This is a genomic window from Roseinatronobacter ekhonensis (assembly GCF_900499075.1).
GTDB classification, from domain to species: domain Bacteria; phylum Pseudomonadota; class Alphaproteobacteria; order Rhodobacterales; family Rhodobacteraceae; genus Roseinatronobacter; species Roseinatronobacter ekhonensis.
The window spans coordinates 51563-64575 of the sequence record NZ_UIHC01000008.1; the positions used below are offsets into that span (position 1 = coordinate 51563).

The following is a 13013-nucleotide window of genomic DNA, read 5'->3' on the forward strand; positions in this document are numbered from 1 at the left end:
CGTCTGGCATTCAACGGGGCGTCACACGGATGTGACTCGCTCCCTATGTGTAATCTTAATGATACAGCACTTACTGTCAATCTTTATTGACAGTTATTTTGCCCGATCTTTGGGCAGTGCCGGTTTGCGCGCCTCGACAACGCCTGTGACATAGGCACGGGACGCTTTTGGCGCGGATACGTGGATAAAACCGGCTTTTGCGAGCATTGCGCCGATTTCGGCCGCAGAGCGCGTGCGCCCCGTTTGCATCGCCAAAGTGTAAACTGCGAAATACACATCGGTCTGCGGGTCCGGTTTGGCACCGCCCGACATGGGTTCCACCACCAGCACGCGCCCGCCGGGCGGCAGGGCAGCATAGACCGATGCCAGAAGGGCCGCGACCGTGTCATCCGCATGGTCATAGAGCACGCGGACAAGGCTGATCGCATCCGCGCCCTTTGGCAGGGGATCGGTTCGGAACGACCCGCCATGGCGCGTCACGTCCGCGGGCAGCGCGGCTTGCGCGACCACATCGGGCAGGTCGAACAAGGCCAGCGACAGGTCGGGGTAACGCGCCCGCACCGCGCGTAAAAACGCGCCTGTGCCGCCGCCGATGTCCAAAAGCTGGTCTATCCCACGCAGGTCCAGCGCGCGCAGCGCATCTTGCGCGACAAGCCCCTGACTGTCGGCCATCAACTGCGAATAGCGTGCGGCGACCTCTGCATCCATCGGGCCGGTGGCGCCGAACACATAGGGCCAGAAACGCGCCAGATCGGGATCGGTTTCACCGCGCATGAAAGCGACGGGATCGGCCAGATCCTGATACAGCACCGAATGGTGCCGCACCATATCGGCCAGCCCCGGCACGCCCAGAAAGGCCGCGCCGCGCCGCGACAGCTTGAACCGCTGGCCGCGCCGCACCAACACACCCATCCCCGCGCCTGCTTGAGCCAGAATGGCCATGCGCTCGGGCGGAACATTGGCGCGGGTGGCCAACGCCTCTGCCGTTGCAGGCCCATCGGCAAGCATGTGCAGCACCCGCAATTCGACCAGCGCGGTCAGCATCTGGCTTTGCACGAATCCCTGCATAAGGTCGAAAAGCGCTGCCCCCTCGGATCGGGCAATGCCCCGCAACCCCGGAACACGCGCGCAAAATGCTTGGAATTTGCGGGATGCCGCCAGCCGATTGACCAGCCCGGCCGGGCGGAACGGCTGGTCCAGGGCGGTCATGTCCGACATGGGTCAGACCCGCGCCGGGGCGACGGGCGTCATGCGTTCGGCATAAAGCCGGACAAGCTGGGCCAACTGCCCTTCGCCGGGGCAGGACGGGATGGACGCAATCGCACCCGACAGAATGTCCTGCAGGTGCTTGATCGCGCCCTGCACGCCCAGTTCCTCGACCGCAGAGGGCCGGGCATTGGCCACGTCCTGCCCTGCGGGCTTGCCAAGCGCCTGTTCATCGTAAAGCGCGTCGCGCAGGTCATCGGCCACTTGAAACGCCTCGCCAATGCGCGCGCCAAGTTCTTCCCAAGGCTCCGGGTCTTGTCCGGCCGCCAGCGCGCCCATCTGGGTGGCGGCGACGAACAGCGCGGCGGTTTTCGAACGGTGATAGGCGCGCAAGTCCACCTGTGCCTCGCTCTCCCATCCCTGCCCCGCACAAATGCCATGTGGCATGCCGGTATGCCGCGACAACAACCGCACAAGGCGCAACGCGCGCGCTGCATCTGCGTCGTCAGCGCCACCAAGTTCTTCAAAGGCCGCGATAATCAGGCTGTCGCCGGTCAGCACCGCCAAGGGTTCGGAAAACGCCAGATGCACGGTCGGCTTGCCGCGCCGGAAATCGGCATTATCGAAGGCGGGCAGATCATCATGGACAAGGCTGGCGCAATGGATCAGCTCCAGCGCAATTGCCGCCGAATCGGATAGTGCCGGACGATCATCGCCGCAAGCCTTGGCGACCGACAGGCAGATGGTGGGACGGATGCGCGCGCCCCCAGGTGTAACCGCATAATGCAAGGCCGCCGCCAAGCGCCCCGGCACTGCCCCATCGGGGGACGCTTGCCCTTGGGCACGGGCAATCGCCGCGCTCATCGCCGTGTCAATTCGGTGGCTCAGGTCCATGGCGACCTCCCTTTGGCTGGCATCTGTCAGAACAATTGGACATGTATGTGTAAATTATACTGGACAGTTTCGCACAAAGAGTCAAGAATTCCTGACATGAGCTTTGACAATCACAGCATCGCCATTATCGGCGCGGGTATGGGCGGGCTGGCTGCGGCGATCCGTCTGGCTGCGGCGGGCCGCGATGTAACGGTGTATGAAGCGCATGGCTGGCCCGGCGGCAAGATGCGCACAGTGCCGTCCGACGCTGGCCCGGTTGATGCGGGCCCCACCGTGCTGACCCTGCGCGATGTGCTGGACGATCTGTTCGCGGCCGCGGGCACTGCAACGCAGGACCATCTGACGTTGAACGCCCTGCCCGTTTTGGCACGCCACTATTGGGCCGATGGCACCAAGCTGGACCTGACGCATGACGCGGGCCAGAACGCGGATGCGATCACGCAGGCGTTTGGCGCGCGCGCGGGCCACGACTTTGCCCGCTTCAGCGCTGAGACGCGCAGCTTGTTCGACGCGTTCGATGCGCCCATCATGCGCCGTGCGACGCCCAGCGTTCTGGGGGCGGCGCGCGCCGCACTTGCAAACCCAAAGATCCTGCCATGGCTGGTGCCGGGGCGGTCGCTGCACAGCATGCTGAACGCCCGCTTGTCGGACCCGCATCTGCGGCAGCTATTCGGGCGCTACGCGACATATGTCGGGGGCAACCCGCTGCTGGCCCCTGCGGTGCTGGGGCTGGTCTGGCAGGCGGAGGCAGCGGGCGTCTGGGCGGTCAAAGGCGGCATGGCGCGACTGGCGCAGACCCTGGCCGAGTGTTTGGAGCGGCTGGGCGGACGGCTGCGGCTGCATACGCCGGTTGCACGCATTCTGACGGAAAAAGGCCGCGCCACCGGGCTGCATCTGGCCGATGGCAGCGAAATTGCCTGCCGCCAGATTATCTTCAACGGGGATCCGGCGGCGCTGCCCTATCTGCTCGACACCCCGCCCAAGGCGCCCAAGCCGCGCCAGACCCGACCACGCAGCCTGTCGGCGCGGGTCTGGACCTTTGCTGCCAAGGTTGCGCCCACAGGCTTGGGCCGCGATGCGCTGGCCTATCACACGCTGTTTTTTGCCGATGACACCGATGCGGAATTCAGCCCGCTGGCGCAAGGGCAAACACCGCCCGACCCGACCATCTATGTCTGCGCGCAGGACCGCGCGCAGGGCGTGGCACCGGACGGGGCGGAGCGGTTTCAATTCATCCTCAATGCGCCCGCTACGCGCACCGGCACACCCGAGACGGAGGTTTCATGCCAAACCCATCCATGCGACCGGCTGGCCCGTTTCGGCCTGCATCTGACCCCGCGCCCCGGCCCGGACAGCCTGACCACTCCGGCGATGTTCGCGGGGCTGTTTCCGCGCAGCCAGGGGGCACTTTACGGGCTATCACCGAACGGTGCGCAAGCAACGTTTCTGCGGCCCACGGTGCGCACACGGGTCAAGGGCCTGTATCTGGCGGGGGGCGGGGTGCATCCGGGAGCGGGCGTGCCGATGGCGTTGATGTCGGGGGGGCACGCGGCGGCAGCTGTGCTCAGCGACCCGATTTCCGCCGACAGGTCGGCCCCAACGGGTATGCGTGGTGGTATGTCGACGGGATCAGCGATTGTGGCACCCGTGCCGTCTCGGTCATCGGGTTCATAGGCTCGGTTTTCTCGCCATGGTATAAATGGTCCGGACGGCGCGAGCCGCAGAACCATTGCTGCATCAACGTGGCAACCTACGGCCCCAAGGGGCGCTTTACGATGACAGACCGGGGGCGCGCGGCGTTGCGCCAGTCCGAAGATGTGTTCGAGGTCGGCCCGTCCTCCATGCGTTGGGAGGGCGACAAGCTGGTGATCGAGGTGAACGAGATTTCCTCTCCCCCGCTGATCAGCCGCGTGCGCGGCACGATCACGCTGCACCCCGAAGCGCTGTTCGGCCAGACCCACGCCCTGACACCCGATGGCGCGCATCATTGGCAGCCCTTCGCGCCCATCGCGCGCATCGAGGTGGATCTGTCGCCCGGCCAAACATGGCAAGGGCACGGCTATTTCGACGCCAATTTCGGATCGGCGGCGCTGGAGGATGATTTCAACTACTGGACATGGGGGCGTTTCCCGCGCAGCCACGGGGCCACATGTTTTTATGACGCGGTGCTGCGTGACGGATCCGAGCAATCGACCGCGCTGCATTTCCACCGTGACGGGCGGATGGAGCATATCACTGCCCCGCCGCGTGCCCGCTTCGCGCGCAGCCTCTGGGCCGTGCGGCGCGAAACGCGGGCGGATAAGGGCGTCACGCCGCGTCAGGTCATGCCGATGCTGGACGCACCGTTCTACACCCGCTCTGCCGTGCAGACGACGATTGACGGCGAGCATTCTGTCGGTGTTCACGAGGCGCTGGACCTGCGCCGGTATGCGCAACCGCTGCTCAAGCCCATGCTGGCGGTGCGCGTTCCCCGCCGCGCAGGCTGGCGGTTCGCTGACGCCGCCGGATAAAGCCGCGCAATTTGGGCTTCAGCACGTACCGTCGCGCCTTAGCCGACCACCTGCCCGTCATCCAGTCGCAGCACGCGGTCCATGCGGCGGGCGAGGTCCAGGTTATGCGTGGCAATCAGCGCCGACAGGCCGGTTTCGCGCACAAGGTCCATCAGCGCGCCAAAGACCTGGTCCGAGGTTGTCGGGTCCAGATTGCCCGTCGGCTCGTCTGCCAGCAACAGCCCCGGCGCATTGGCCAGCGCGCGGCAGAAGGCGACGCGCTGCTGCTCGCCCCCCGACAGGGCGGCGGGGCGGTGGCCTGCGCGCCCGGCAACGCCCACCCGGTCCAGAAGTTGCTGCGCGCGCGCGGATGCCTGCGCGCTGCCAACGCCGTTGGCCAGTTGCGGCAGCACGATATTTTCCAGCGCCGAGAATTCCGGAAGCAGATGGTGAAACTGGTAGATAAACCCGATCTGGCCGCGCCGCGCGGCGGTGCGGGCATCATCGCCCAGCCGGGTCATGTTAGTGCCGTCCACCAGCACATTCCCGGTATCGGGCGTGTCAAGAAGTCCGGCAATGTGCAGCAACGTCGACTTGCCTGCGCCAGACGGCGCCACCAGCGCGACCACCTCGCCCCTGTCCAGCGTGACCGAGACATCGCGCAGCACACGCACCTCACCCGGTTTGCCGGCGTTGTAGGTCTTGCAGATGCCTTCGAGCACAAGGGCACGGTCCAGCGCAGGATCACTCATAGCGCAACGCCTCTACAGGGTTCATGCGGGCGGCACGACGCGCGGGAAAGATGGTTACGATAAAGGACAGCGACAAAGACAAAGCCACCGATTTCAGCACATCTTCCAGCCGCAACTGGGCGGGCAGCGCATAGATGCCGCGAATGGCCGGGTCCCACACCCCGCCGCCGGACACATAGTTCACAAGGCTAAAAATCGGGTCTATGTAGATGACAAAGACACAGCCCAGCACCACACCCGCAAGTGTGCCAAGCAAGCCCACACTGGCCCCGCAGATGAAAAATACCCGCAGGATGGACCCTTCGGTCAGCCCCATGGTGCGCAGAATGCCAATGTCGCGGCCCTTGTTCTTGACCAGCATGATAAGGCCGGAAATGATGTTCATCGCCGCAATCAGCACAAGGATCGAGAGGATGACGAACATCACGTTATCCTCCACCTCGAGCGCGCGCAGGAATGACCCCGCGCTGTCGCGCCATGTCCAGAGCATGGCCCGCTCGCCGCTGGCCCGCAGAAGCGGCGCGCGCAGGCTGTCAATCTCGTCAGGATTCTCGACCATGACCTCCATCTCGTCGGCCACACCATCGCGGTTGAAATAGATCTGCGCGTCAGAAAACGGCATATAAAGCCTGGTGCGGTCGATGTCGTAGCGCCCGGCGGTGAAGATATACACCACCTCGTAGGCCGAAATGCGCGGGCTGGTCCCGAACGCCGTGCGCACCCCGTCGGGGGAAATAAGCCGGATACTGTCGCCGACGCCAAGGTTCAGCTCTCGCGCCACGCCCGACCCGATCGCAACGCCGTCGCTGAACCGCCCGATATCGCCCGAAGAGAATTCGGGATTGGCGACGCGCGGCAAGGTTGCCAGATTATCGGGGCTGATGCCGAACACCTCTACCCCGGTATTGCGGCTGTTGGCAGAGGCCATGACCTGCCCTTTGATCAGCGGAGCAACCCGCGTGACACCGGGGATCTCGGCCAACCGCTCGGCCATTTCGTCATAATCTTCAATCACGCGGCTGGTGCGCCCCGCTTCATCCACATGGACGGCGGAATACACCGTGACATGGGCATTCGCGCCCAGAATGGTATCGACGAATTCGGCGCGGAACCCCGAGCGCACGGCCAGAGTGGCGATAAGCGCGAAGACCGCAAGCATGACGCCGACGAATGAAATGACCGTCATCACGCTGACGCCGCCTTCGGCCCGGCGCGCGCGCAGGTAGCGCCACGCGATCATCCACTCGAAGGACGCGAAGGGCGGGGTGCTATGGGACATGAGCGGCTCTGGGGTTCGGGGCTGAGGGTTTGTCCCCGTCTGTCTAGCCCCTGCCCGCCACAAGCGCAAAGGCAAAGCACATCAAGGCGACTTGAACTTGGCGACATTTACGGTCACGGTTCCGCAACCAATCTGTGACAAGGTCACTCCATGCAATCCTATTCACGTGGCATCCGCAGCTTGCGCGGCCTTCTGGTTGAATTGATCGGGCTGTATCGTCGGCAGACGCGGGATATTCCGCTTCAGGTCTCTCAGGCGCTGGAGATCCAGCGCGATACCGTCGCGGCGATCGAAGAATTGCGCGGCGCGCCACTGATGGACTGCGATATTCTGGAAATCGGTCCCGGTCAGACGCGGCTGTTCCTGATGGCCACCGGGCTGACCAACCGCGCGATCGGCGTGGATATGGAACGCACGCCCGACCGGCTGGGGCCGGCGGCGCTGTGGCGTATCTGGCGTCAGAATGGCAGCTTGCGGCTGGTCAAGACGCTCGGGCGCTCTGTCATGGGCATAGACCGGCGCACGCGGGCCGAACTGGCGCGGCAACTGGGGGTGCGGCCTGCGCAGTTGCACAACCGGATCGTGCAGGGCGACGCGCAGGCGCTGCCCTTTGAGGATTCCAGTTTCGATGCCGTTGTCTCGACCTCGGTGTTCGAACATCTGGAACACCCCGATCAGGCCGCCGCCGAGGTGGCGCGCGTGCTGCGCCCCGGCGGTGTGGCCCGGATGATCACCCACCTGTATACCAGCCATACCGGCGCGCATGACACGCGCCTGTTTCTGGACCCGCACGCTCTGCCGCCATGGCCACATCTGCGCGCAGGCACACGCGACATGGTGCAGTCAAATTCCTACCTGAATGAATGGCGGCTGGCCGATTACCGGCGCGCGTTCAAGGACCAATGGCCGGGGCATTCGGACTGGTTGGGGATAGAGGACTATCCCGCGCAATCGGATCTGGACCGGCTGCGCGCGGCCGGCGAGTTGGAAGGCTTTGTCGATGACGAATTACGCGCTTCCGTGCTGATAACAAGCTGGCGCAAACCGGGCGGCTGATGCGCCTCAATATCCCAGCGCCTGATAGGTCCAATCCGTGTCGGCATCCGGGCGTGCCGCAAGCATGATCGCCAATGCGCCGCTATCACGGTCAAGGCGCACATCGCTCGAAAACCCCAGATCACCGCCCGAATGCCCGACCAGCGGGCCGTCGATTTCAAGGCCAGTGCCATAGCCCGCGCCCGTAGGGTCATGCAGAAGGTCTGCCATCAGGACCGGCGGCAACAGCGCGCCACCGAAGAGTGCGCGATAAAACCGCGCCAGGTCGCGGGCAGAGCCGATCACGCCGCCATCGCCCATCCCTTGGGTGATGTAGTAATCGCGCACGTTCCGACCATCCTCTACCGCTGCGGGAAAATCGCTGGGCAGAGGGCCCGACCCGAACACGAAGGCGGTTTCCATACCTGACGGATCAAAGACCAGATCGCGCATCACCTGCGCGTAGTCCTGCCCAGTCAAATGTTCCAGTATCAGCCCCAGCAGCACGTAATTGGTGTTGGAATAGTCAAAGCCTGCGCCCGGCGCGAAGACAGGTTCCATGCCATGGGCATAAGTCAGGGCCACGCGCGGGTTGTGCACTGCACGGCCCTGCGCCAGCGCATCTTCGACAAAAGCGTCGCCCAGATAATCCGGCAACCCGCTGGTCATGGTCAGCAGATGGCGCAGCGTCAGGGTATTGGGCAGGTCCAGATCGTCCGCAATGCCATCGGGCAGATAGGTTTGCGCGGCGTCCTCCAGTTGCAAACGCCTCTGCCCGACAAGGTGCAGGACTGCGACCGCCGTCATCGTCTTGCCGATAGAGGCGAGCGCGAAGGGCGTATCCGGCCCCGCGCCGCCCGCACCATCTACCCAGAGTGTCCCATCTGCGTCTTGCAGAAACCGGACCTGTGCCGTGTCAGCGGACTGGACCCCGCTGCCCAAAAGGGTCAGCACACAGGCAAATGCCGCAATCAGACCCTTCATCACCCGCGCCTTTCATGGACAGGAAATCGCGCATCGTGGTGCACCGCGAAAGGAACCGGGGGGTTTCCCCCCGGCGTCGCGACATCAGCCCTTGGGGCCGATCATATCCTCTGGCCGCACGACGCGGTCGAAGGTTTCGGCATCGACGAAACCCAAAGCAATCGCCTCTTCTTTCAAAGTGGTGCCGTTTTTATGCGCCGTCTTGGCCACTTTGGTGGCGTTGTCATAGCCGATGGTCGGCGCAAGCGCCGTGACAAGCATCAGCGATTCCTTCATCAGCTTGTCGATGCGGTCCACGTTGGCGCGGGTGCCCACGACCATATTGTCAGTGAAGGATGACGCCGCATCCCCCAGAAGCTGCATGCTCTGCAACACGTTGTAGGACATCATCGGGTTGTAGACGTTCAACTCGAAATGCCCCTGCGACCCGGCGAAACCCACCGCCGCATCATTGCCCATGACATGCGCGCAGACCATCGTCAGCGCTTCGGCCTGCGTGGGGTTGACCTTGCCGGGCATGATGCTGGACCCCGGCTCATTCTCCGGCAGGATCAACTCGCCCAGCCCCGAACGCGGGCCAGAGCCGAGCAGCCGCATATCATTGGCGATCTTGAACAGGCTTGCGGCGACCGTTTTCAGCGCGCCGCTAAACATGACCATCGCGTCATGCGCGGCCAAAGCCTCGAACTTGTTGGGTGCGGTCACGAACGGCAGATCGGTGATCTGCGCGATATGACCCGCGACCGCCATGTCCCAGCCCTTGCGCGTATTCAGGCCGGTGCCAACGGCAGTGCCGCCCTGCGCCAGCTCGTAGATGTGCGGCAGGCACATTTCCACGCGCGCAATACCCATTTTCACCTGATGCGCATAGCCGCCAAATTCCTGCCCCAGCGTCAGAGGTGTCGCATCCTGCGTATGGGTGCGGCCGATCTTGATGATGTCCTTGAATTCCTCGGATTTCGCGGCCAGCGCATCATGCAGCTTGGCCAGCCCCGGCAACAGCACGTCGCGCGCCAGCATGCCGATGGCGACATGCATCGCGGTCGGGAATGTATCATTGCTGGACTGGCCCATATTGCAATGGTCATTGGGGTGGACAGGGTCTTTCGACCCCATCTCGCCGCCCAGAATCTCGATCGCGCGGTTGGAAATCACCTCGTTCGCGTTCATGTTGCTTTGGGTGCCGGACCCCGTCTGCCACACGACCAGCGGAAAATTGTCATCGAACTGGCCGTTGAACACCTCGGTCGCCGCTTGCACAATCGCCGCGCCCCGACGGTCATCCAGCGTTCCCTGCTGCATGTTGACCAGTGCGCAAGCCCATTTGATCGCGCCGAGAGCGCGGATGATGGGCACCGGCTGCCGTTCCCATCCAATCGGAAAATTGATGATAGAGCGCTGCGTCTGCGCACCCCAATACTTGTCGGCGGGCACGTCCAGCGGGCCAAAACTGTCGGTCTCAACGCGGATGGTGGTCATTGCGGCGCTCCTTGCGGCTGTTTGTGCTTGGCTTAGCGCCAAGTTGCCGCAAGATCAATCAGCATACAGCCGCATACCGCCTACTTGCGGAACTGGTCCAGACTGACGACATCGGCGCTTTTTTCCTCGCGCTCGGCATCTTCCAGCATCGGCGCTTCCAGATCGTCGTCATCCTCGTCATCGGCGTCGTCATCCTGCTGCAACTCGAACCGCAGGCCGAATTCGACCGACGGGTCGACGAAGGTCGAGATGGCGTCGAACGGGATATACAAGGGTTCCGGCGCATTGCCGAAATTGAGCGTGATGGCAAAGCCGTTCGGGTCCACCACAAGGTTTTCGAACCAGTGCTGCACCACGAGAGTTATCTCTTCGGGGTAGCGGTCGCGCAGCCAGTCGGCCATCTGCACGTCGGGATGGCCGGTATCGACAGTAATGAAGAAATGATGCTCGCCGGGCAAACCATCTTCCGCCACACGGTCCATCACGGACCGGATCAGACCGCGCATGGCGTCATGCATCAGGTTGCCATAGTCGATTTCACCACTCATGCCGATCTTGCCTTCTCTCTCGCTATGCGCACCAACATAACCGAGTCGGACCCAAATGAAAGGGGCGCAATCGGGTTCGGTCACAAAATGCGGGGAAAGTGCAGGCTTCTGTTGCCAGGTGCCTGCGAACCCCGCCTTACGCGGCTAAGCGCAAGGGCTTAAGTTTCGGTTTGGTTACTGCTTACGCAGCAACTGCTACCGGAGCACGGTTGTCATTTGCAACTGTACGTTTTGCACCGATAACGGTGGTGGCTCACCGAGGCAAAGCATAACCCCTTTACACGTTCGTCGATCCTGTTTCGGCCCCATGATCCCCAAATGAAGGATGTTGGTGGAGCCGCCGGGTACCGCCCCCGGGTCCGATCCGCTTATTCCGAGCGCGTTTATGCCCATAGTCCCTTGCGAGACATGACAGATGTAAGCGCCTCGGGCGACCAGTGCAAGGGGGCGCGCAAACGGGCCATGCGTCGGCTGCCCTTGGATTATGCGCCAAGCCCCGCTCCGGGGTTTGTGATCGTTGCGTGATCGGGTTGCGCTTGTTTATGAGAATGATTTGCATTTACGTTGACGTTGCGACTTATTCGCAATAGATATCATCCAAGATCAAGGAGAACTGTTTCGATGCGTGCCATGACACGTTTTTTCAAAGGCCTGACGCTCGCCGCTGCCGCTGCCCTGTTTTCGGCCCCTCTGGCGGCGCAAGACCGGGTGCAAGTGGTGGCCACCACGGGAATGATCGCCGACACCGCCCGCGCCGTGGGCGGCGACTTGGTCGAGTTGCAAGCGCTGATGGGTCCGGGCGTGGACCCGCATGCTTTCCGCCAGACCCGCACCGACATTGTCGCACTGGCCCGTGCCGATCTGGTGCTGTGGAACGGCCTGTTTCTGGAAGCGCAGATGGAAGATTTCCTTCTGGAACTTGGGGAAACCGGAAATGTCGTGGCCGTGACAGAGGCATTGGCGCAAGATCGCCTTCTGGCCTCTGAGGATTACGAGGGCCGCTTCGACCCGCATGTCTGGATGGACCCGGCGCTCTGGGCAGATGTGACACTGGCAATACGCGACGCGCTGAGTGTGACACTGCCCGAGGGCGCCGACACATTCGCTGCCAACGCCGATGCTTACCTGCAAGAGCTTGCGCAGCTGGCAAGCTATTCGGACGAGGTTCTGGCCAGCGTGCCGCAGGATGCGCGCATTCTTCTGACATCGCATGACGCATTCGGCTATTTCGGGGCAGCTTACGGGTTCGAGGTGGTTGGCATTCAGGGCCTGTCCACCGCGTCAGAAGCCGGTCTGCGGCGCATTGCCGATCTGGTCGATATGCTGGTTGCGCGCGACATCGGCGCGGTGTTTGTCGAAACCTCTGTCAGCGACCGCAACATTCGCGCGCTGATCGAAGGGGCGGCGGCACAGGGCCACGAAGTCATCATCGGCGGCGAATTGTTTTCCGACGCCATGGGCGAAACCGGCAGCTATGAAGGAACCTATATCGGGATGATCGACCATAACGTGACCACCATCGCGCGCGCGCTTGGCGGCAGCGCCCCTGAACGCGGAATGAACGGACAGCTTGCCCAATGACGGATTTGCCCGCTCATAGCCCCCTTGCGGTGCGCGGCCTGAGCGTGACCTATGGCGACAAACCCGCCGTGCAGGCGGTGGACGCCACCTTCCCACGCGCGGCCCTGTCTGCGATTATCGGGCCGAACGGGGCGGGCAAATCTACCTTTCTAAAGGCCTGCCTTGGCATAATCCCGCGCCTGTCGGGCGAGGTGTCGATCTTTGGACAACCCTTTGCACAAGCGCGCGGGCGCGTGGCCTATGTGCCGCAACGCGCCAGTGTCGACTGGGATTTTCCGACAACCGCGCTGGAGGTGGTCCAGATGGGCCAATACCGCCGTGCGGGGCTGTGGGGTCGGCTGTCGGGCAGCGCCCGCGCGCAGGCGTTGGACTGTTTGAACCGCGTTGGCATGGCAGATTTCGCCACCCGCCAGATCGGACAATTATCGGGCGGACAGCAACAACGCGTGTTTCTGGCCCGTGCCCTGGCCCAAGAGGCCGATCTTTATCTGCTCGACGAGCCGTTCGCCGGGGTGGATGCCGCGACAGAGCGCGCGATTGTCGATGTGCTGCGCGGGCTGCGCGCCGAGGGGAAATCGGTCATCGCCGTGCATCATGACCTGTCCACGGTCGAAGACTATTTCGACCATGTGTTCCTTATCAACCAGCGTGCGATGGCCGAAGGGCCGGTTGCCCGTGCCTTCACCCCCGATGCATTGCACGCCACGTATGGCGGTCGGCTCGGTCTGGCAGCCGCCCCGCAGACGGTGCAGGCAGCGGAATGAGC

Annotated in this window: 12 protein-coding genes and 1 other RNA gene; 5 read left to right on the top strand and 8 right to left on the bottom strand. The window is 63.4% G+C overall.

The window, feature by feature from the left end; translation table 11 throughout:
• Nucleotides 1-93 precede the first annotated feature (93 nt).
• Both ROE7235_RS05725 and ROE7235_RS05730 read right to left on the bottom strand, forming a co-directional pair.
• Complete coding sequence (locus ROE7235_RS05725; RefSeq protein ID WP_121093713.1) at nt 94-1209, bottom strand: methyltransferase; 1116 nt, start codon at nt 1207-1209, stop codon at nt 94-96.
• A 12-nt stretch (nt 1210-1221) separates the two neighbouring features.
• Nucleotides 1222-2100, bottom strand: a complete 879-nt coding sequence (locus ROE7235_RS05730; RefSeq protein WP_121093714.1) for a polyprenyl synthetase family protein — start codon at nt 2098-2100, stop codon at nt 1222-1224.
• Nucleotides 2101-2196: 96 nt separating this feature from the next.
• Between ROE7235_RS05730 and crtD the strand changes: the two genes are divergently transcribed.
• Entirely contained in the window at nt 2197-3774 is a 1578-nt protein-coding gene (gene crtD, locus ROE7235_RS05735; RefSeq protein WP_121093715.1) for a 1-hydroxycarotenoid 3,4-desaturase CrtD, read from the top strand.
• Nucleotides 3771-4610, top strand: coding sequence for a carotenoid 1,2-hydratase (gene crtC, locus ROE7235_RS05740; protein WP_503128424.1), 840 nt, complete (start codon nt 3771-3773; stop codon nt 4608-4610). The genes crtD and crtC overlap by 4 nt, the downstream gene beginning before the upstream one ends.
• A gap of 38 nt (nt 4611-4648) precedes the next feature.
• On the opposite strand, the gene ROE7235_RS05745 is transcribed toward crtC, so the two are convergent.
• Complete coding sequence (locus ROE7235_RS05745) at nt 4649-5341, bottom strand: ABC transporter ATP-binding protein (RefSeq protein ID WP_183073338.1); 693 nt, start codon at nt 5339-5341, stop codon at nt 4649-4651.
• Complete coding sequence (locus ROE7235_RS05750) at nt 5334-6620, bottom strand: lipoprotein-releasing ABC transporter permease subunit (RefSeq protein WP_121093716.1); 1287 nt, start codon at nt 6618-6620, stop codon at nt 5334-5336. Before ROE7235_RS05750 ends, ROE7235_RS05745 begins: the two co-directional genes overlap by 8 nt.
• A 150-nt stretch (nt 6621-6770) precedes the next feature.
• Between ROE7235_RS05750 and ROE7235_RS05755 the strand changes: the two genes are divergently transcribed.
• Entirely contained in the window at nt 6771-7676 is a 906-nt protein-coding gene (locus ROE7235_RS05755) for a class I SAM-dependent methyltransferase (protein WP_245963887.1), read from the top strand.
• A 6-nt stretch (nt 7677-7682) separates the two neighbouring features.
• Here the strand turns inward: ROE7235_RS05755 and ROE7235_RS05760 are convergent, their stop codons facing one another.
• The 4 genes from ROE7235_RS05760 to ssrA all read right to left on the bottom strand — a co-directional run bounded on the left by ROE7235_RS05760 (nt 7683) and on the right by ssrA (nt 11113).
• Nucleotides 7683-8639: a serine hydrolase domain-containing protein gene (locus ROE7235_RS05760; RefSeq protein ID WP_121093717.1), complete on the bottom strand. Its 957-nt coding sequence runs from the start codon at nt 8637-8639 to the stop codon at nt 7683-7685.
• Between the two features lie 84 nt (nt 8640-8723).
• The gene (gene fumC / locus ROE7235_RS05765; RefSeq protein ID WP_121093718.1) at nt 8724-10118 is read right to left on the bottom strand and encodes a class II fumarate hydratase; all 1395 of its coding nucleotides are present in this window, start codon (nt 10116-10118) and stop codon (nt 8724-8726) included.
• An 80-nt stretch (nt 10119-10198) separates the two neighbouring features.
• Nucleotides 10199-10666: an SspB family protein gene (locus tag ROE7235_RS05770; RefSeq protein ID WP_121093719.1), complete on the bottom strand. Its 468-nt coding sequence runs from the start codon at nt 10664-10666 to the stop codon at nt 10199-10201.
• Nucleotides 10667-10763: 97 nt separating this feature from the next.
• Nucleotides 10764-11113: a transfer-messenger RNA gene (gene ssrA, locus ROE7235_RS05775) on the bottom strand.
• Nucleotides 11114-11296: 183 nt separating this feature from the next.
• Here ssrA and ROE7235_RS05780 point away from each other — a divergent pair.
• Together ROE7235_RS05780 and ROE7235_RS05785 are read left to right on the top strand one after the other, a co-directional pair.
• The gene (locus ROE7235_RS05780) at nt 11297-12247 is read left to right on the top strand and encodes a metal ABC transporter solute-binding protein, Zn/Mn family (RefSeq protein WP_121093782.1); all 951 of its coding nucleotides are present in this window, start codon (nt 11297-11299) and stop codon (nt 12245-12247) included.
• Nucleotides 12244-13011 (top strand): metal ABC transporter ATP-binding protein, encoded by a 768-nt coding sequence (locus tag ROE7235_RS05785; RefSeq protein ID WP_121093720.1) that lies wholly within the window; start codon nt 12244-12246, stop codon nt 13009-13011. Before ROE7235_RS05780 ends, ROE7235_RS05785 begins: the two co-directional genes overlap by 4 nt.
• The last annotated feature ends 2 nt before the right edge of the window (nt 13012-13013 follow it).